Origin of the sequence: Nitratireductor sp., assembly GCF_017794765.1 — a bacterium.
Lineage (GTDB): Bacteria > Pseudomonadota > Alphaproteobacteria > Rhizobiales > Rhizobiaceae > Nitratireductor.
In genome coordinates this window covers 1,139,306-1,158,855 of record NZ_CP051236.1, presented here as the reverse complement: position 1 = coordinate 1,158,855, position 19,550 = coordinate 1,139,306, and the positions used below count along the sequence as shown (strand labels likewise).

Here is a 19,550-nt window from a genome sequence, read left to right as displayed (position 1 = left end):
CACTTCACGGTGAGCGTCAGGTGAAATGAAGTATCAGCCGGCGGCCTCCGTACCCGCTCCAGGGATGTGCAATTCGATCCGGTCGGCAGCGAAGCGGGTCTCGGAATACTGCACCGGTGAGCCCTCGGTATCCACATTGATGGCGATGGTGACGAGGACGATTGCGCCGGGCGACAGCTTCAGGTCTCCCAGGTCACCGGCGTCGGCGTGCCGTGCCGTTACCGTCGTGCTCTGGCGCAGATAATCAGCAAGCCCCAGTTCCCTGAAGGCTGCGGTGATCGAGTGCGTGCGCCCAAATGCCTCCGCCATGCCGCAGAACCGTTGCGCATCAAACCAGCTTCGGGCCCGGGAAACGGGCCGTCCGTCAGCGTGCGAGCGTGTTTCGAGCCGGATCACGGGGGAGCCGGGAGCAAGCATCAGAGCGCGCGCGACATCAATCGGCGCCGCTTCGACCGCATGGGCGAGCAGGTCGGCCGCAAGCCCGCGCGACTGGCCGGCCAATCCCTCGGAGAAGCGCGTGCGATTGCGGATGGGATAGGCAAGCCGTTTTCGCCCTTCCACAAAGGTGCCTCGCCCCTGCTCGGCTCTGAGCACCCCCTCCTGAACAAGCGCGGCGATGGCCGTGCGCACCGTGTGACGATTGACACCAAAGCGCTCGGCCAAAGCCATCTCGGGGGGCATACGCCCATCACTGCCAATCGCGCCTTCACCGATCTCACGTCGCATACGGTCGGCGATCTGCCGCCACAGAGCTACACCGCTGCGCCTTTCAATCATCGTTTCGGCCATCTACACCGCTTTTCTATCTGCTTCGCCCGCATTGTCATCAACACGTCATGGACACTCGATAGGCAGGAGTCATAATATGTTTAGTTGTCTAGAACAATAGACAAATTTAATGTCGACGAGAATGGAGCCATCATGGTCTCACGACAGGAAAGACAGGCCCTCAACGAGCAACGCCGTGAGGCAATGGCAGTGCTGGCAAAGGCAAATGGAAGTGATCTGCTTGCGCTTTGGAACGAGGCTGGGCTGCCGGATGACGCCAAGATCCTTCGCGGCCCGGAAACCGGGCTCGTAACTGTCCGCGGTCGCATGGGGGGTGGCGGCGCGCCGTTCAATTTTGGCGAAGCCACCGTCACACGCGCCACCGTCAAGCTACCCACAGGAGAAGTTGGGCATGCCTATGCACTCGGCCGCGAAAAAATGAAGGTGCGGGTCGCTGCTCTCATCGATGCGTTGCGCCAGAAGCCGGACCTGCAGGACCAAATCGAGGACAAGATCCTCGGTCCATTGCGTGCGCGCCAGGCTCAGGCCGACGCCACACGCCGCGCAGAAACGGCTGCCACCAAGGTCGATTTCTTCACCATGGTTCGGGGAGAAGACTGATGCTTGATTCCATCGCCATCGAAGGTGGCTTCCAGAAGCCGGTGTTTGATGCACAGACCGTTTTTCGCGCGATCATGCAGGCCATGGCAGAGCCGGGCACGATCCACCGGGGAATGGCGCTCGCCAAACCACCCGCCCCGCTGACGCCGGAGGCAGCCGCTGTCGCCCTGGCGCTTTGCGACCAGGACACGCCGGTCTGGCTCGATTCATCGCTTGCCGCAGAGGACGCCGTCCGTGCATGGCTGGCATTCCACACCGGCGCGCCGCTTGCGAACACACCAGCCGATGCGCATTTCGCCTTCTCTGCTGATCCGGAACACCTGATCGGGCTCGAGAATTTTGCTCAGGGCTCACAGGAGTATCCGGACCGTTCCGCCACGCTCGTTCTTCAGGTAAGCGACCTTTCGGGCGGTGAGGGCCTGGTTCTCGCCGGGCCCGGCATTGAGAGCGTGGCGCGTCTGGCGCCGCGACCACTGCCGCGCCATTTCATCCGCCAATGGGCACAAAACCATGCCCGGTTTCCCCGTGGCGTCGACCTCATTCTGGTCAGCCGTAAGGGCCTTGCTGCCCTGCCCCGCTCCACCCGCATCTCCAGCCAGGAGGCCTGAGCCATGTATGTAGCTGTCAAGGGCGGTGAAGCCGCCATCCAGAACGCACACCGGCTTCTGGCCGATCGCCGGCGCGGCGACCGAAACCTGCCCTCGATCACACTCGAACAGATCGCCAGTCAGCTTTCGCTCGCCGTCGACCGTGTCATGTCCGAGGGCTCGCTCTACGACACGGGCCTTGCGGCACTTGCCGTCAAGCAGGCGCGCGGCGACATGATCGAGGCGATCTTCCTTCTGCGCGCCTACCGCACCACCCTGCCACGCTTCGGCTATTCGCGCCCCGTCGACACGGCGGCCATGCTGGTCGAGCGACGCGTTTCCGCTACCTACAAGGATCTGCCCGGCGGGCAGCTTCTGGGCCCCACCTTCGACTACACGCACCGCCTGCTTGACCCGGAACTGGCCGAAGACGCCGCGCCGGCAGCGCCTGAAGCGCGCAGCGAAGCGGAAGAGGCCATGCCGCGTGTGTCCGACATTCTTGCCAATGAGGGTCTGATCGAGGAAGACGGCTCGCTGCCAGAAGATCGCGAGCCCGGCGACATCACCCGCGAGCCGCCGGAATTTCCCATGGAGCGCGACCAGCGCCTTCAGGCCCTGTCGCGCGGTGACGAGGGGTTCCTGCTGGCGCTCGGCTACTCCACCCAGCGCGGCTATGGTCGCAACCACCCCTTCGCCGGCGAAATCCGCATTGGCGAGGTGGATGTGGAGATCGACGTGCCGGAACTCGACTTCCCCCTCACGCTCGGCCGCATCCGCGTCACCGAATGCCAGATGGTCAACCAGTTCAAGGGTTCGAAGAAGGTACCGCCGCAGTTTACCCGCGGCTATGGGCTGGTGTTCGGCCAGTCTGAGCGCAAGGCCATGGCCATGTCACTGTGCGACCGGGCGCTGCGCGCCAACGAGCTGGATGAAGACATCACCGCACCGGCGCAGGATGAGGAGTTCGTCATTTCGCATTGCGACAACGTGCAGGCGACCGGTTTCGTCGAACACCTGAAGCTACCGCATTATGTCGACTTCCAGGCCGAGCTTGGTCTGGTCCGCCAGATGCGCCGCGAATACGAGGAGCGCCACAAGGGCGCAGCCGCAGACACCGAGCGCCGGGAGGCCGCCGAATGAACGCCCACACCGACAACATCGCCCAGTACAATTTCGCCTATCTGGACGAACAGACCAAACGCATGATCCGCCGTGCGATCCTCAAGGCCATCGCCATTCCCGGCTATCAGGTGCCATTCGCCAGCCGCGAAATGCCGATGCCCTATGGCTGGGGCACTGGCGGCGTGCAGGTGACGGCATCGATAATTGGAACGGACGATGTGCTCAAGGTCATCGATCAGGGTGCCGACGACACCACCAACGCCGTCTCCATCCGCGCCTTCTTCCAGAAGGTCGCCAATGTTGCGGTGACCACCCACACTGCGGACGCGACCATCATCCAGACGCGCCACCGCATTCCCGAAGAACCCCTGAAATCCGGCCAGGTGCTCGTCTATCAGGTGCCGATCCCCGAGCCCTTGCGTTTTCTCGAACCGCGCGAGACCGAGACGCGCAAGATGCATGCGCTTGAGGAATACGGCCTCATGCATGTGAAGCTCTACGAGGACATCGCCCAGCACGGCCACATCGCCACCACCTTCGCCTATCCGGTCAAGGTCGAAGGACGCTATGTGATGGACCCGTCGCCGACGCCGAAATTCGACAATCCAAAAATGCACATGTCGAAGGCGCTCCAGCTTTTCGGCGCAGGCCGCGAGAAGCGCATCTACGCCGTGCCGCCCTACACCCGTGTCGAAAGTCTCGATTTCGAGGATCACCCCTTCGAGATCCAGACCTTCGATGAGCCCTGCGCGCTGTGCGGCGGCACGAATGTCTATCTCGACGAAGTGGTTCTCGATGATCGCGGCGGGCGCATGTTCGTCTGCTCCGACACCGACAATTGCGAGGCGCGCCGCGCCGAGGGCCATCGCGGACATCTGTCCGGCGAAGAGGCTGCGACCGTCTGATGCGCAAACTTCTGAAAATTCGCGGAGAAATCCAATGACCGACGAACCGCTGCTTCGCGTTCGCTCCATCTCGAAATTCTACGGCAACCGTATCGGTTGCAACGACATCTCCTTCGACCTGTGGCCGGGTGAGGTTCTGGCTGTGGTGGGCGAATCCGGTTCGGGCAAGACCACCCTGCTGAACTGCCTGTCGACGCGCCTCCTGCCGACCTCCGGCACCGTCTCCTACCGCATGCGCGACGGGGCCTTCCACGACCTCTACCGCATGAGCGAAGCCGAACGGCGCTTCCTGATGCGCACCGACTGGGGCTTCGTCCACCAGAACCCCGCGGACGGTCTGCGCATGACGGTCTCGGCGGGGGCAAATGTCGGCGAGCGGCTGATGGCCGTGGGCCAGCGCCATTATGGCAATATCCGCGCCACCGCCACCGACTGGCTGAGCCGCGTGGAAATCTCCGAGGATCGTATCGACGACCAGCCCCGCGCTTTTTCCGGCGGCATGCGCCAGCGTCTGCAGATCGCCCGCAACCTCGTTACCAGTCCGCGCCTCGTCTTCATGGACGAGCCGACCGGCGGTCTCGATGTTTCGGTGCAGGCCCGCCTGCTCGATCTCCTGCGCAGCCTCGTTCACGAACTGGGCCTCTCGGCAATCGTCGTCACCCACGACCTCGCGGTCGCCCGCCTTCTCTCCCACCGCATGATCGTCATGAAGGACGGTCACGTGGTCGAAAGCGGCCTCACAGACCGGGTGCTCGACGATCCGCAGGCGCCCTACACCCAGCTTCTCGTTTCCTCCATTTTGCAGGTGTGATCATGGCAACGCCCCTCGTCGTCTCCGAAGTCTGCAAGAGCTTCACCATGCATCTCCAGGGCGGCATTCGCCTCCCCGTGGTGACCGATGTCTCCTTCTCGCTCTCCGCCGGCGAATGCGCCGTGCTTGGCGGCCCCTCGGGCGCCGGCAAGAGCTCCATCCTCAAGATGATCTATGGCAGCTACGCCATCGACAGCGGCCAGGTGATCGTCACCCATGACGGCAATCTGGTGAACCTCGCCACCGCCGACCCACGCACCATCATCGCCATCCGTCGCGATACGATTGGCTATGTGAGCCAGTTCCTGCGCGCCGTGCCGCGTGTTTCCGCGCGCGATGTGGTGGCTGAGCCGCTGATTGCACGCGGCGAAGCTCTGGAAACCGCACGCGGCAGGTCGGAAATTCTGCTGGAACGCCTCAACCTGCCAGAGCGCCTGTGGGATCTGCCGCCAGCCACCTTCTCCGGCGGCGAACAGCAGCGCGTGAACATCGCCCGCGGCTTCATCACCGATCATCCGGTGCTACTTCTCGACGAGCCGACCGCCTCTCTCGACAAGGCCAACCGTGAAATCGTGATTGCCATGATCGACGAGAAAAAGAAGGCGGGCGTGGCGCTGTTGGGCATTTTCCACGATCAGGATGTGCGCGATGTGGTTGCCGACCGGATCATCGACGTCACCGAATTTGCACCGAACAGGAAAGCGGCATGAGGAAGCTCTCCGTGGAGCCCTGTATTCATCCGACCGCAGAGGTGAATGGCACAACGCTTGGCCGCTACACCGAAGTGGCCGAGCGCACGCGCCTTCATGAAACGGCGCTCGGCGACTATTCCTATGTGATGCAGGATTGCAGCGCCTGGTGCGCAGACATCGGCAAATTCTCCAATATCGCCGCCGCCGTGCGCATCAATGCCACGAACCACCCGACCTGGCGTCCCACCCTGCATCATTTCACCTATCGCTCCGCCGACTATTGGCCGGATGCTGAACATGACAGCGCGTTCTTCGACTGGCGGCGGGACAACATGGTCAGGATAGGACATGACACCTGGCTCGGTCATGGCTCCACGATCCTGCCCGGTGTCACCGTTGGTGATGGCGCCGTCGTCGGTGCAGGTGCCGTGGTCTCGAAGGACGTTGCGCCCTACACGATTGTCGGCGGGGTGCCCGCGCGTCCGATCCGGGAGCGCTTCGACCGAAAAACCGCCGAACGTTATCAGGCACTTGCCTGGTGGGACTGGAGCCATGACAGGCTGCGCGGCGCGCTGGAGGATTTCCGCTCACTCGATGCGGAAGCGTTTCTGGAGAAACACGAGATCTGAACCCGCGCCATCACGTCGCAACTTTCCCTGAATATAATCGTCAGGTTTTTATTGACAGGATCAAAGACCTGCGGTTTTTATGATCCTGCATCCGCGCGATGCGTCCATGATGTCTGGGCCTTTAACCCTTTCGATCGCAGGACGTCTGTCGTTGCCCGCTGATTTGTGTGCTGTCTCATCCGACGGCATGGCATTGTGATTGCTGGGCGCTTCTTCCGACAAACTCCGGCAACAGGGATTTGGTTCTGCATCCGGGACCGACCTTGCAAAGCCACGGAGTTCCGACGTCGCCATGCTCGTCTGTCAGTGCAATTTGATCACCCAGAAGGAGGTCGAGGATACGATCGTCTCCATGCTGGATGAGGATCCCTGGCAATTGATTGTTCCGGCAAAGGTCTATCACACCATGTCCAAGCGCGGACGGTGTTGCGGCTGTTTTCCGAATGTCGTGGAAACAATCATCCGTGTCACCGAAGCCTATCATGCGCGCCTTGATGCTGCCCAGAATGCTGCTACCGTGACCTATCTTGATCAGGTACGCGCGTTGCGCGAGCGTTTTGGAAGGAAGTTCAATGAAAGGCGACAAAAAGGTCATCGAGCGGCTTAACGAGGCGCTCACCCACGAGCTCGGCGCGGTCAATCAGTACTGGCTGCATTATCGCCTTCTTGAGGACTGGGGTTTCACCAAGCTCGCCAAGAAGGAGCGCGAAGAATCCATCGAGGAGATGCACCACGCCGACAAGCTCGTCGAGCGCATCATTTTCCTCGAAGGTCATCCCAACCTTCAGGTTGTTGGCCCGCTGCGCATCGGCCAGAACATCAAGGAAGTGCTTGAGGCCGATCTTGCTGGCGAACATGACGCCCGCAAGCTTTACAAGGAAGCGCGCGACGACTGCCACGATGCGGGCGACTATGTTTCCATGAAACTCTTCGAAGAGCTGCTCGCCGACGAGGAAGGTCATATCGACTACCTCGAAACGCAGCTTGAACTCCTTGAGACAATCGGCGTGGAAAAATACGGCCAGCTCAATGCCGGCCCGGCCGACGAAGCCGATTGATCAAGCCTCTGGGATGGCCGGTTGAAATGTTGATCCGGCCACCTCTCGTCGCGATCTGGCACAAATCCAGGACACGCGGGATTGCCTAATGGGCCTCGGGCCGCTCTTTGCGGTGGGGCGTGATCGCAACTTTGGCGGTTGCAGCCCCGGTCCCGGCCCGTTCAGCAACGACCACCAATCCTTCAATAGGTTCGCCACGATCCCGGCGGATCACTGCCTTTTCAAGCAGTACAGGTTCAAATCCAGCATCCCCCATGACCGCCCGCAAATGCGCCTCGGAATGAGCGTAGCGCCGCGAGGGACGCAGCACCATTGCCTCCGGCCCCGCATGATGTTCGACTGAAAAAACGAAAAGTGCCCCCGGCGCAAGCGCAGCTCCGGCCACTGCAAAAAGCCGGTCGAGCGAACCCAGATACATGAAAACGTCTGCCGCGGTCACCAGATCGGCCTCGCGGGGCAGCGTGGTGAGTGCGGAGAGATCGGCCCGTTCCAGCCGGTCGTAGATCTGTTTGTCATCCGCACGCTTCAGCATTTCTGCCGAGATATCGATCCCTTCAAGAAAGCTGACATGGGCTCTCAGACGCTCGCCCATCAAGCCAGTGCCACATCCAAGGTCGACGGCATGAGCGAAAGCATGTTTTCCGATCCGCAGAAGCGCTTCCTCCAGCAATTCGGGCACGCGATAACCGAGCTTGTCCACCAACGCCGTGTCGAACGTTTCGGCATACTGATCGAACAGGGTTTCGACGAAAGCCGATGGAACGGCGCCAAGACCATCGAGCGCACCGAAAAGCTCCAGCTTCAACGCCGCACCCAGCCGATCCATTTCATCGAGCCTGAGCACATTTCGCCAAGCGTCCAGCGCGGCTGCGACCTCGCCTGCCTCTGCCAGCATCTCACCGTGGCGAAAATGTCCTGCCGCCCAATCCGGCGCACGCGCCAGCGCCTCACCCATCAGGTCTGCCGCGGCTTTGAACTCCCCACTGTCGAACAGCATCTCGGCATAGTCAGCGCGGCGATCGGCGAGCAGATCACCCGAAGTGAAGAAGATCGGCTTCATGCAGTGTTTTTCCAGGAAGCCCGCATGCGGGCGGTGAGCGCTTATGCTCCCGGAAATCTCTCCTGACAAGTCGGACTTTCGTTGCCTGAAAAATGACCTATCTTCTTACCTCATGAAGCCGCAGAACCTGCTCCAGCCGCGCCCGGCGGGACTTTATTGCCCGCCCGGTGATTTCTACATCGATCCTGTGCGCCCGGTGGAGCGGGCCCTGATCACGCACGGGCATGCCGATCACGCACGTGCCGGGCATGGGCAAGTTCTGGCGACCAAACAAACGCTCGACATCATGGCGCTGCGTTATGGGACAAATTTCGCCCGGAGCCGGCAGGCCATCAGTTACGGCGAAACGCTAACGCTTGATGGTGTGGGCGTCTCTTTTCATCCGGCTGGCCACGTGCTGGGTTCGGCACAGATCGCCGTTGAGAAAAGCGGCCTGCGCATCGTCGCCTCGGGCGATTACAAGCGCCATCCCGATCAGACCTGCGCGGCCTTCGAGCCCGTGCGCTGTGATGTCTTCATTACCGAGGCGACCTTCGGACTGCCTGTTTTCGTTCATCCAGACCCCTCGCAGGAGATCCGGCGTCTGACCGCGTCATTGATGCAGTTTCCTGAGCGTGCGCACATTCTGGGGGCTTACTCGCTCGGCAAGGCGCAGCGCGTTATCAAACTCCTTCGTATAGCGGGATACAATACGCCGATCCTCATTCACGGCGCCTTGGAAAAACTCTGTCGCTATTATGAGGGGCAGGGCATCGACCTTGGCGAACTCGAACCCGCAACTGTTGAGAAAGACCTTGCCGATCGCGCTGCGGGTCGCGTTATAGTCGCACCTCCATCCGTGTTCGGCGAACGCTGGACGCGGCGCTTCGCCGATCCGCTCAACGTCTTTGTCTCCGGCTGGATGCGCATCCGCCAGAGGGCGAAGCAGCGCGGTGTCGAACTCCCCCTGATCCTTTCTGACCATGCAGACTGGAATGAGCTGATCGCCACTATCCGAGAAACGGAGGCAGGCGAAGTGTGGGTAACACACGGTCGCGAGGAAGCCATCGTGCGCTGGTGTGAACTGAACGGCATCAAGGCCCGCCCGCTCAACCTTGTCGGTTATGAAGACGAGGCCGAGTGATGCGAAACTTTGCCGATCTGCTCGACCGTCTCGTCCTGACCCCGTCCCGGAATGGAAAAATCCGCCTGCTCACAGATCATTTCAAAGCCGTTCCCGACCCTGATCGCGGCTACGCGCTAGCTGCGTTGACTGGAGGACTCGACTTTCCCGCCGTTAAACCCGCCATGCTGCGGACGCTGATCGGCGAACGCATGGACGAGGTGCTTTTTGCCTATTCCTACGATTATGTCGGAGATCTCGCCGAGACCATATCGCTCGTTTGGCCGACCACCCTGGAAGAGGAAACCCCGCCGCCGCTTTCCGAAATCGTTCAAACGCTCTCAAGGCTCGGTCGAGCCGAGGCCCCTTCCGTCATGGCGGGCCTCCTTGACCGGCTCGATCCCGCAGCCCGTTTCGCACTTATCAAACTGGCCACCGGCGGCTTGAGGATCGGCGTCTCGGCACGACTTGCGAAGCAGGCCCTGGCAAGGTTCGGCGACAGGGACATCAGCGAGATAGAAGAACTCTGGCACGGGCTCGAACCGCCCTATGAAACGCTCTTCGCGTGGCTGGAAGGCAAAACTCAAAAGCCTGTCAGTACAGCAAAAGCGCTGTTCCGGCCGGTCATGCTTGCCCATCCCGTCGGCGACGGGGAGCTTTCAAAGCTGGACCCTGCCGACTACGTGGCCGAATGGAAATGGGACGGGATCCGCGTTCAGGCAGTGTGCGAAGACGGTGTCAAACGGCTCTATTCGCGCACAGGCGACGACATATCCGGTGCATTTCCGGACCTCCTGTCATCGTTCGAAGCCGAAATGACTTTGGATGGAGAGCTCTTGGTCGGAAAACCGGATTTACGAACCGGCACCTTCTCGGACCTGCAGCAGCGCCTCAACCGCAAGACGGTCTCGAAGAAGATGCTTGGCGAGTACCCGGTCTTCCTCCGCTGTTACGATCTGCTCCAGGCGGAAGGAGAAGATCTGCGCGCCCTCCCCTTCATCCAGCGCCGGGCGGCACTGCAGGAGCGGATATCGGGGCTGTCGCAGGATCGTTTCGATCTGTCCCCGCTCGTCGATTTCACAAGCTGGGAAGATCTGGACGCCAAGCGCCGCGCGCCTCCGCATCCGGTGATTGAAGGGGTCATGCTGAAGCGGCGCGATTCCTCCTATGTTCCCGGCCGCCCCAAAGGCCCATGGTTCAAATGGAAGCGTGATCCGTTCATCATCGATGCAGTGCTGCTTTATGCGCAACGTGGTCACGGCAAGCGGTCGAGCTATTACTCCGATTACACATTCGGTGTATGGACCGGGCCCGAAGACGCACCCGAGCTCGTCCCTGTCGGTAAGGCCTATTTCGGTTTTACCGATGAGGAACTGAAGCAGATCGACAAATATGTGCGTGACAACACGATCGAGCGTTTCGGTCCGGTCCGATCAGTCCGCGCCGAGCGCGATCGCGGTCTTGTTCTCGAAATCGCATTTGAGGGGCTTAATCGCTCCACGCGACACAAGTCAGGCGTGGCGATGCGCTTTCCGCGGATTTCCCGTCTGCGCTGGGACAAGCCGGCAGCGGAAGCGGACCGGCTTGAAACCCTGACCTCAATGCTCGATAGCTAGGTCATTGCGTCGCAATGGCCGCGCGGATGGAGAAGACGTCAAGCGCATGCCCCTCGCCGGTGGCATCCGGAATAATGGTGATCGTTCCACCGCTGCCGGGCGATTGATTGGGCAATTCGACCTCGAAGAGATAGTCTGAACGCGTGGGCCCGACCACGTAGCGGGTGCGGCCGCAACCGCCAAGGGCGCCAAAGTTGCAGGAGAGCGAAAGTTGCGTCTCCTCCCCGTCCTGCGCTCTCGCCTCGATGCTGAAAATGGCGTTGCGTCCGGCGAGCGTCTCCAGAACGCCGCGCCCGACATCAAAGGAAATCCCTGCCCCACCGGACGTGCTGACCTTGAGAAAAACCTGATCATCGTTGCGCATCACGTCAATGTTGCCGCCATCCGGCGCCGAAACGGTGGTCGGGTCGCTCGGGTCAAAGATCGTGATCCATTCGCCTTCCGCGCGGCTCCCGCGGGGCCCGGAGGATGGTGTTTCGTCTTCAGCCGAAAAATTGTCCTCCTCCAGGGAAAGCGGCGGATTGCGCACGCTGGTGTCCCTTTCATCGCTGGACATCAGAATCCCACTGGACATGGTCCACCAGAGCCCCATGCCAAGAAATGCCACGACTGTCGCGACCAGAAAGAGCATGGCGTAAGAACGCCGTTGCCGTGGCAAGGCGGCTCGGATACGGCGCTTTGCCTCTTCCGGTGAGGGCTCGTCCGACAAGCCGCCGCGGTCACGCGGGTCGATCTGTGGAGCGAATCCCTCGTTTTTCTGCTTGGGGCGTGGCACGCCGCGCGCCTCAGGTTCAACTTGTGGCGAGGGAGCCTGCCGCTCTCGCGGCGCAGGCTTTGAAACCGGAGGGACCCTGTCTTTAGGTGCGGCGGGAACAAATTCGGTCTCGATCTCGGTGATCGTTGTCTTCAGGTTCTCGCGCCTGGCAAGTTTTGCTTCCTCGGAAAGATCGTCGCGCGCTTCGAGCGTGCGCTCAAGCGCAGCGAAGGCAGAACGATACACCTTTTCACGAAAGGGCCGTTTGCTAGCGTCGCCCTTTTCGAACGCCTTTCTTATCGCATTTTCTATCGCGTCCAAGGCTGGCTGCCCTCTTTGCCTGTCTTTGTCACATGGTTAACCGTTGGTGAGTATGCAATCAACGGTCATAACAAGGTGTGAACAATCGGCTATTCGCGCCCTGAAGAGGGGTAGCCTGGTTTTTCTCCACCCTAACCACGCCCGAGGAGTTCAGAATGCGGGATTTCGCCCTGGAGGTTCACTTTTCGCGCTGGGAGTTCAATGCCCGGCATCACATGACAGCTTCCGATATGGAGAGCATGACGCTGGGCGAACTGACGCAGATGGCCGGGCCTTCCGCGCGCGAAGAGCTCGACAGGCTGTGGCTCGGCTACACGGAAACCTGGGGTGCGCCGGACCTGCGCGAGGCCATTGCTGCCACCTATCACGGTCTTTCCGCGCGCGACGTCCTTTGCTTCGCCGGTGCCGAAGAAGGCATTTATGCGGCCATGCGGGTGATGCTCTCGCCCGATGATCACGCCATCGTTTCTGTTCCAAACTACCAGGCTGCAGAAACCGTGCCGCTCGGGCTGTGCGCTGTGACCGGTGTTCCCCTTCTGGAAAACGACAACTGGCGGCTCGATCTGGATGCGTTGCGTGCCGCAATCCGCCCCAACACCAAACTCATCTCGGTCAACCTGCCCAACAATCCGACCGGCGCGCTGATGCCCCAGGATGATTTCGCCGCGCTCGTGGCGCTCTGCCGCGAGCACGATCTCTACCTGTTCAGCGACGAGGTCTATCGGCTGCTCGAAAGCGATGAAAACAAGCGCCTGCCGCAGGCCGCCGAAGCCTATGAAAAGGGCATTTCCCTCAACGTCATGTCCAAGGCCTATGGTCTGCCGGGCCTGCGGATCGGCTGGATCGCTTGCCGCGACACGGCGCTTTTGCAGAAGCTCGAGCGCTACAAGCATTACCTGTCCATCTGCAACTCTGCCCCGAGCGAGCGGCTGGCGGTGATGGCGCTTTCAGTGCGCGACCGCATTCTCACGCGGAACCGCTCGCTGATCGCGGAGAACCTGGAGAAAATGGACTCATTCTTTGCCGAATACCCGGATCTCTTCGACTGGAAGCGCCCGGATGGCGGCTGTGTTGCCTATCCGCGCTATAACGGGCGGGATGGGGTCGAACGGTTCTGTCACGATCTCGTGGAACAGGCAGGTGTTCTTTTGTTGCCCGCCTCGGTCTATCGCTCGGAACTGATGGAGACCCCAGCAGGGCGCTTTCGCATCGGCTTTGGGCGCAAGGGGATTGATGCCGGGCTTGCCGCGATGCGAGACTTTCTCGGGCGGCGGCACAACGATATCGCCCCCGGCTGAGACAAGAACCCCACAAAATGTGTGGCTGGAGGTTTTCAACCGGGACCGAGATGCTGTAGAAGTTTTGACGTTTACGAATACGTCAATTTAGAGGAAATCACATGGCGCTTCCGGCCGTTTTCGACACCTTGCGTTTGCCCGTCGTCGGCGCGCCTTTGTTCATCATCTCGCATCCGCCTCTGGTGACCGCACAATGCAAAGCCGGGATTGTGGGCTCCTTTCCAGCACTCAATGCGCGCCCCAAGGAGCAACTTGACGAATGGATATCGCAGATCAAAGAGGAGCTGGCCGCGCATGATGCGAAAAACCCGGACCGGCCGGCTGCACCTTTTGCCGTCAACCAGATCGTCCATCGTTCCAATGATCGGCTGGAGCATGACCTGAGGGTCTGCGTGGACCACAAGGTGCCGATCGTCATCACCTCGCTCGGGGCTGTAGAGGAGGTGAACCAGGCCGTCCATTCCTATGGTGGCATCGTGCTGCACGACATCATTCACGATCGCCATGCGCGAAAGGCTGTCGAGAAGGGCGCGGACGGGCTCATCGCCGTGGCCACGGGGGCCGGCGGACATGCCGGTACGCTTTCCCCGTTTGCTCTCGTTCAGGAAATCCGGCAATGGTTCGAGGGGCCGCTGCTTCTGTCAGGGGCCATCGCCAATGGCGGCGCGGTGCTGGCGGCCGAGGCAATGGGAGCGGATCTAGCCTATATCGGTTCACCCTTCATCGCCACTCAGGAGGCGCGCGCCACCGACGATTACAAGGAAATGATCGTTTCCTCGCGTGCCGCCGACATCGTCTATTCAAACCTCTTCACGGGCGTGCACGGCAACTATCTGAAGGGCTCCATCGTCAAGGCCGGCATGGACCCCAACAATCTGCCGGAAGCCGACCCCTCCAAGATGAATTTCGCCAGCGCCGATGCAAAGGCCTGGCGGGATATCTGGGGGAGCGGTCAGGGCATTGGCGCAGTGAACGAGATTGCGAGCACGGGCGCTCTGGTGGATCGTCTTGCGACCGAATATGCCAGAGCGAAGGATCGGGTCTGCGCGCCGCGCTGACCCTTCCGCACTTCACCGCACTTCACCCCGGCAGGCCCTCCAGCCGGGGAATTTCGCTCAATCCTTCGTCCCAGTCGGCACGACTGGACATGCAGATATGTGCGGTCGGAGGTGTTGAAACCGGTGTATCAAGACACCCTGCGGGAACGATAACCATCGCCCCGCCTGCTTCCGATCTCGGTAAAGCCGAGCCACAGGTCTGACAAAAGCTCCTCCGGTGCCGCGCCCCCGGCACACGGTAGCTTGCTATATTCTCTTCCCCCGAAAGCCAGGTAATCTCTGCCTCGCTCGAAAACAGATTGGCCGCATGGGCCGAGCCAGACCCCTTGCGGCAGCGCGAACAGTGGCAGAGATAAAACCGCTCGAACGCACCTGAGATTTCATATCTTACCGTCCCGCACAGACAAGCGCCGGAATGCTTCGTACCCATTGATCATCTCCTCAAAGATGACGCCTCTTAGCACATCCCGGGAGAAGACACATCGCCACGACGCAACCCTGCGCGCGGCAGCAATGTGGACTGTCAAGAAACCGTCATCCAGTCGACATGCAGGTTTCATCCACACCCATTAGGCGAATGAGCAACAAGGGCGAAAAGCCTGCGGGAGAGCCGCAACAAGGCGCTTAACGGGATAAGCAAATGCTTGAAATTCGACAGGTCACCCGACGCTTCGGTCCGAACACGGCTGTGCGCGATGTGGAACTGGAAATCGAACAGGGCCAGATGGTCGGTGTCATCGGCCGTTCCGGTGCCGGAAAATCGACGCTTCTGCGCATGATCAACCGGCTGATCGATCCTTCGGAAGGCTCGATCTTCTTCCACGGCAAGGAAGTCTCCGCGCTTCGTGGGGCGGAGCTGCGCCGCTGGCAGCGCGACTGTGCGATGATCTTTCAGCAGTTCAACCTTGTGCCGCGCCTCGACGTGCTGACCAATGTCCTGCTTGGGCGGCTCAACCACCGCTCCACCGTTCTGAACCTGATGAACATGTTCACCCGAGAAGAGCGCATCCGCGCCATCGCCGCACTGGAGCGCCTCGACATTGCGCAGACTGCCCTGCAGCGCGCAGGCACGCTTTCCGGCGGCCAGCAACAGCGCGTCGCGATTGCCCGTGCGCTCATGCAGGAGCCGAAGGTGATCCTCGCCGACGAGCCGATCGCCTCGCTCGATCCGCTCAACGCCAAGGTGGTGATGGATTCACTCGCTGACATCAATGCTCGCGAAGGCATCACGGTCATCACCAATCTGCACACGCTCGACACGGCACGCGCCTATTGCAATCGCATCATTGGCATGGCGAAGGGCGAAGTGGTGTTCGACGGCCCACCGGAAGCGCTGACGGGCGACGCCGTGCGCACGATCTATGGTGGTGAGGAAGGTGCGGAGCTTTCGGAAGCCATCACCTCCACCAGCATCAATGTTCCGGCTCCCCAGCCAGCGAAAAAATCGACGGGTCAGGCCCAACCGGCACTCGCCGTCGTCTGACCCACGGGATCGCCTGGCCCGCGTAACGGGCCGTTCTGCCTGAAAACCCGCCGGCGGCAAGAGCCGGCATCCAAACGGAGAGACGTCATGTTCAAGAAAGCTCTTATGGGCGCCGTCGCGCTCACTGCATTGATGGTAGGCGGCGCACAGGCCGAAGACCTGAAGGAATTCCGCATCGGCATTCTCGGCGGCGAAAACGAAGCCGACCGCCTGCGCAATTTTGCCTGCATTTCCGAGAAACTTCCCGAGGTAATCGGCGTCGAGAAGGTTTCACTCTTTCCTGCGGCTGACTATGACGGCGTGATCCAGGGGCTTCTTGGCGGCACCCTCGACTATGCCGAACTCGGTGCTTCCGCCTATGCAAAAGTCTATCTGGAAAACGCCGAGGCCGTGGAGCCTATCCTGACGACGGTCCAGACCGATGGCTCCACCGGTTATCATTCAGTCATGGTGGCCCGCAAGGATTCCGGCATCACCTCGCTGGAAGACATGAAGGGAAAGAAGCTCGGCTTTGCCGACCCCGATTCCACCTCCGGCTACCTCGTGCCTGCCGTAACGCTCCCCAAGGCCATCGGCGCTTCGGTTGAAGAATTCTTTGGCGAGACCGGATTCGGCGGCGGCCACGAAAACCTGGTTCTCGAAGTGGTGAAGGGTACCTTTGATGCCGGCACCACCTGGGCTTCCGGTGTTGGGGAATTCTCCGACGGCTATACCTCCGGCAATCTGCACAAGATGGTCGAGAAGGGCATTCTCGACATGGACGATCTGGTGGAACTGTGGAAATCGCCGCTGATCCCGAACGGCCCCGTTGTCGTGCGCACCTCCATGGACGCCGACATGAAATCCAAGTTCAAGACCTTCATGATGGAGCTCCCGGAGACGGATCCCGAGTGTTTCTCCGCCATCCAGGGCGGCGACTACAAGGGCTACACCGAAGTGACGCCGGCATTCTACGAGCCGATCATCGACGCCCGTCGCTCCAAGATCGGTTCCTGATCCCTTTCCCGTAATCTGACGCGCCGCCGGCCCCGCCGGCGGCGTTGTTGCACAGGCGTGCCAGACATGACAGCAACGACCCATTCCCCGCTTCTTTCCGAAGCCGGCGAGGCCGTGGAGCGCCATTGGCGCGAACTGGCCGGACGCCGGCGGCTCTATACCATTGGCGGCATCGTGTTCATGGTTCTCGCCATGAGCGGTTCGCTCTGGTTTGCGAATGAATCGAACGCCGGCAAATTTTTCGACCGGCTTCCCTACCTGTTCGATTTCGTAGGCCAGATGCTGCCGCGCGATGGGTGGGAAATATGGCGCGCCTTGTTCGACCTGCCATCGCCCTATGACGATGGGAGCCTCAAATACAATTATCCCGAAGGGCGGGTTTATTTCACCGAGACCTTTTATCTGCCCGAGTATTTCTACAAGATGCTGGAGACCATCAACATTGCACTGGTTTCCACGCTGATCGGTTTCGGCCTGGGCTTTGTGCTGTGCTTCCTCGCTGCATCGAACCTGACCACGCGACGCTGGCTGCGTTTCTTCGTACGCCGCTTCATGGAAGTGCTGCGCGCTTTCCCCGAGATCGTGATCGCCGGCTTCTTTCTCGCCATCCTCTCGCTCGGCGCAGTCCCCGCGATCATCGCGGTCTCCATCCACACGATTGGCGCACTCGGCAAGATGTTCTTCGAAGTAGTCGAGAACGCCGATATGAAGGCTGAAGAAGGCCTGCGCGCTGCCGGCGCAAACTGGGTGGAGCGGGTGTGGTTCGCAATCGTTCCACAGGTCATGCCGAACTTTCTGAGCTACGCTCTTCTGCGGTTTGAGATCAACGTGCGCGCCTCCACGATCATCGGCGCGGTAGGCGGCGGCGGCATCGGCGAGGCGCTGCGCCTCTCGATCAGCCGCACACATGAGGCAAAGACGCTCGCCATCATCCTTCTCCTGTTCTGCACCATCGTCGCTGTCGACCAGTTTTCGGCCTGGCTGCGCGGTCGCCTTGTCGGCAAGCAGGCATTTGAATTCGGCCGGGGAGCCTGATCATGACCGAAACCGAAGCCAACGCCATTGCCGCGCGCCATGCGGACGTGTTTCATCGGCCAGTGATGGAGCACCTGCGGGGCTTGCTCATCATCTGCGCAGTCGCGCTCTACATGGTCTTTGCCTGGTGGCTCTTTGCCGTGGGGCAGGTCGTCTCCAACGGCAACTGGGATATTGCAGGCAGCTATCTGGCCGATTGGGTTTCGTATGAAATCCGCCCTGACATCGAGTATGACGGCGATGCGCTGGAGATTTCTTTCCCCCGCTTCTCACCGCTGGGGGACAATCCGAAACCTGACTGGCTGGCAACGGAAACAGCAATTGTCGAACGCCGTCGCGCAGTGACCACTCAAGCCACAGACACCGGCAGCGGCCAAACCAGTGGCGCAGGTTTCCTCGGTGCGCTCGACACGAAGCCGGCTGCGAAAGATGATGGTGGTTTCCTCGGTGCCATGCCTTCTCCCTCCGCGCCAACCGAAGCACCGACCGCAAAACCCGCACCGGCGGAGCCGATGGTAACCCGGGAGGAAGCCATTGTGGGCGCCGATATTTCCTTCGGTGGTGACGCGCATATACGCGTTCAGCCAGGCTTCGTGTCTGTCGCGTACAATGGTGAGGTACTGGAACTCGATATAGAAGAGAGGGAAGCCGTTCATGCGCGCGGTCCCCTGCCCGACTGGGCCAGCCAGCGCGCGCCCGGTGCCAAGGTGATCGTACGCTTCGGCTTTGCCGGCCGTGCGGAAATCGAGGATGATGAAGTCAAGGTGCGCCGTCGTTTTCTCGGCTGGGAAAACTTCTTCTTCGACACGCGTTCGCCCTATTGGGGCATGTCGACGAGCGAAGTTCTGGGGACGATCTTTTTCGGTGAGCGCATCGAGGAAGGGCGCTCCAATCTGGCCATCGCCTGGGACAACATCGTCAACAATGCCGACTGGCAGCATGGCGATGTCTGGCTGAAACTACTGCAAACAATCGTAATGGCATTTGCCGGCACTGTGTTTGCTTCGCTTCTGGCCTTTCCGCTGGCTTTTGCGGCCGCGCGCAACATCATGCCCAATCGCTTCGTCAACCATCTTCTGAAGCGCTCTTTCGATTTTCTACGCTCGGTGGATATGCTGATCTGGGCGCTGTTCTTCACCCGGGCGTTCGGGCCGGGACCGCTTGCCGGCATTTCGGCGATCTTCTTCACCGACACTGGCACCTTCGGCAAGCTTTACTCGGAAGCGCTCGAGAACATCGATGACAAGCAGCGGGAGGGCGTGCGCTCCGTCGGCGCCTCGCCGTCATCCGTGCAACGCTTCGGCGTCGTGCCCCAGGTCCTTCCCGTTTTTTTGAGCCAGTCCCTCTATTTCTGGGAGTCCAACACGCGCTCTGCCACCATCATCGGCGCAGTGGGTGCAGGCGGCATCGGCCTCAAACTCTGGGAGGCCATGCGGACCAATCAGGACTGGGAAAACGTTGCATATATGGTCATCCTGATCCTGCTGGTGGTTTTCATCTTCGACAACATCTCCAACGCGCTGCGTCAGCGTCTCATCGGCAGGCAATGAGGTGGATGATGACGCGACGGAATTTGGCTGATAGCTTCTGTGGTCCTTTCGAGGGATTCGTTAACCTGTCACACAAATCGCCTA

The 19,550-nt window shown here is 60.7% G+C and carries 21 protein-coding genes; 17 read left to right on the top strand and 4 right to left on the bottom strand.

Going from position 1 to position 19,550, the window contains the following annotated elements; translation table 11 throughout:
- Positions 1-33: 33 nt before the first annotated feature.
- A complete protein-coding gene (gene phnF, locus HF949_RS05600) occupies positions 34-789 on the bottom strand; it encodes a phosphonate metabolism transcriptional regulator PhnF (RefSeq protein ID WP_292898878.1) in 756 nt (251 codons plus the stop codon).
- A gap of 132 nt (positions 790-921) precedes the next feature.
- On the opposite strand from phnF, the gene phnG reads away from it, so the two are divergent.
- The 9 genes from phnG to bfr all read left to right on the top strand — a co-directional run bounded on the left by phnG (position 922) and on the right by bfr (position 7,193).
- Positions 922-1,389: a phosphonate C-P lyase system protein PhnG gene (phnG, locus tag HF949_RS05595; RefSeq protein ID WP_292898876.1), complete on the top strand. Its 468-nt coding sequence runs from the start codon at positions 922-924 to the stop codon at positions 1,387-1,389.
- Positions 1,386-1,997 (top strand): phosphonate C-P lyase system protein PhnH, encoded by a 612-nt coding sequence (gene phnH / locus HF949_RS05590; RefSeq protein ID WP_292900007.1) that lies wholly within the window; start codon positions 1,386-1,388, stop codon positions 1,995-1,997. Before phnG ends, phnH begins: the two co-directional genes overlap by 4 nt.
- A 3-nt stretch (positions 1,998-2,000) precedes the next feature.
- Positions 2,001-3,116, top strand: a complete 1,116-nt coding sequence (locus tag HF949_RS05585; RefSeq protein WP_292898874.1) for a carbon-phosphorus lyase complex subunit PhnI — start codon at positions 2,001-2,003, stop codon at positions 3,114-3,116.
- Entirely contained in the window at positions 3,113-4,003 is an 891-nt protein-coding gene (locus HF949_RS05580) for an alpha-D-ribose 1-methylphosphonate 5-phosphate C-P-lyase PhnJ (RefSeq protein ID WP_292898872.1), read from the top strand. Before HF949_RS05585 ends, HF949_RS05580 begins: the two co-directional genes overlap by 4 nt.
- A gap of 34 nt (positions 4,004-4,037) precedes the next feature.
- Positions 4,038-4,814, top strand: coding sequence for a phosphonate C-P lyase system protein PhnK (gene phnK, locus HF949_RS05575; protein WP_292898870.1), 777 nt, complete (start codon positions 4,038-4,040; stop codon positions 4,812-4,814).
- 2 nt (positions 4,815-4,816) lie between these two features.
- On the top strand, positions 4,817-5,524 hold the full coding sequence (gene phnL, locus HF949_RS05570) for a phosphonate C-P lyase system protein PhnL (RefSeq protein WP_292898868.1): 708 nt from the start codon (positions 4,817-4,819) through the stop codon (positions 5,522-5,524).
- The gene (locus HF949_RS05565) at positions 5,521-6,135 is read left to right on the top strand and encodes a DapH/DapD/GlmU-related protein (RefSeq protein WP_292898866.1); all 615 of its coding nucleotides are present in this window, start codon (positions 5,521-5,523) and stop codon (positions 6,133-6,135) included. Before phnL ends, HF949_RS05565 begins: the two co-directional genes overlap by 4 nt.
- 292 nt (positions 6,136-6,427) lie before the next feature.
- A complete protein-coding gene (locus tag HF949_RS05560) occupies positions 6,428-6,742 on the top strand; it encodes a (2Fe-2S)-binding protein (RefSeq protein WP_292898864.1) in 315 nt (104 codons plus the stop codon).
- Positions 6,708-7,193 carry a bacterioferritin gene (bfr, locus tag HF949_RS05555; RefSeq protein ID WP_292898862.1) on the top strand — a complete coding sequence of 162 codons (486 nt, stop codon included), beginning with the start codon at positions 6,708-6,710 and terminating at the stop codon, positions 7,191-7,193. The genes HF949_RS05560 and bfr overlap by 35 nt, the downstream gene beginning before the upstream one ends.
- Positions 7,194-7,278: 85 nt before the next feature.
- On the opposite strand, the gene HF949_RS05550 is transcribed toward bfr, so the two are convergent.
- On the bottom strand, positions 7,279-8,253 hold the full coding sequence (locus HF949_RS05550; protein WP_292898860.1) for a methyltransferase: 975 nt from the start codon (positions 8,251-8,253) through the stop codon (positions 7,279-7,281).
- Positions 8,254-8,365: 112 nt separating this feature from the next.
- Here HF949_RS05550 and HF949_RS05545 point away from each other — a divergent pair, with 112 nt between their 5' ends.
- Together HF949_RS05545 and HF949_RS05540 are read left to right on the top strand one after the other, a co-directional pair.
- Complete coding sequence (locus tag HF949_RS05545; protein WP_292898858.1) at positions 8,366-9,376, top strand: ligase-associated DNA damage response exonuclease; 1,011 nt, start codon at positions 8,366-8,368, stop codon at positions 9,374-9,376.
- On the top strand, positions 9,376-10,971 hold the full coding sequence (locus HF949_RS05540; RefSeq protein WP_292898856.1) for a cisplatin damage response ATP-dependent DNA ligase: 1,596 nt from the start codon (positions 9,376-9,378) through the stop codon (positions 10,969-10,971). Before HF949_RS05545 ends, HF949_RS05540 begins: the two co-directional genes overlap by 1 nt.
- 1 nt (position 10,972) lies before the next feature.
- Here HF949_RS05540 and HF949_RS05535 read toward each other — a convergent pair whose 3' ends face one another.
- On the bottom strand, positions 10,973-11,971 hold the full coding sequence (locus HF949_RS05535; RefSeq protein WP_292898854.1) for a hypothetical protein: 999 nt from the start codon (positions 11,969-11,971) through the stop codon (positions 10,973-10,975).
- Positions 11,972-12,201: 230 nt separating this feature from the next.
- On the opposite strand from HF949_RS05535, the gene HF949_RS05530 reads away from it, so the two are divergent.
- Positions 12,202-13,344 carry a pyridoxal phosphate-dependent aminotransferase gene (locus HF949_RS05530; RefSeq protein ID WP_292898852.1) on the top strand — a complete coding sequence of 381 codons (1,143 nt, stop codon included), beginning with the start codon at positions 12,202-12,204 and terminating at the stop codon, positions 13,342-13,344.
- Positions 13,345-13,445: 101 nt separating this feature from the next.
- A complete protein-coding gene (locus HF949_RS05525) occupies positions 13,446-14,402 on the top strand; it encodes an NAD(P)H-dependent flavin oxidoreductase (RefSeq protein ID WP_292898850.1) in 957 nt (318 codons plus the stop codon).
- Between the two features lie 22 nt (positions 14,403-14,424).
- Here the strand turns inward: HF949_RS05525 and HF949_RS05520 are convergent, their stop codons facing one another.
- Positions 14,425-14,832, bottom strand: a complete 408-nt coding sequence (locus tag HF949_RS05520; RefSeq protein WP_292898848.1) for a GFA family protein — start codon at positions 14,830-14,832, stop codon at positions 14,425-14,427.
- Positions 14,833-15,042: 210 nt separating this feature from the next.
- On the opposite strand from HF949_RS05520, the gene phnC reads away from it, so the two are divergent.
- From phnC to phnE (HF949_RS05500), 4 genes are all read left to right on the top strand, one after another.
- Positions 15,043-15,885: a phosphonate ABC transporter ATP-binding protein gene (phnC, locus tag HF949_RS05515; protein ID WP_292898846.1), complete on the top strand. Its 843-nt coding sequence runs from the start codon at positions 15,043-15,045 to the stop codon at positions 15,883-15,885.
- Positions 15,886-15,972: 87 nt separating this feature from the next.
- Entirely contained in the window at positions 15,973-16,881 is a 909-nt protein-coding gene (phnD, locus tag HF949_RS05510) for a phosphonate ABC transporter substrate-binding protein (protein ID WP_292898844.1), read from the top strand.
- Positions 16,882-16,947: 66 nt separating this feature from the next.
- Positions 16,948-17,916: a phosphonate ABC transporter, permease protein PhnE gene (gene phnE, locus HF949_RS05505; RefSeq protein WP_292898842.1), complete on the top strand. Its 969-nt coding sequence runs from the start codon at positions 16,948-16,950 to the stop codon at positions 17,914-17,916.
- A gap of 2 nt (positions 17,917-17,918) precedes the next feature.
- Entirely contained in the window at positions 17,919-19,466 is a 1,548-nt protein-coding gene (phnE, locus tag HF949_RS05500; RefSeq protein ID WP_292898840.1) for a phosphonate ABC transporter, permease protein PhnE, read from the top strand.
- Positions 19,467-19,550 lie beyond the last annotated feature (84 nt).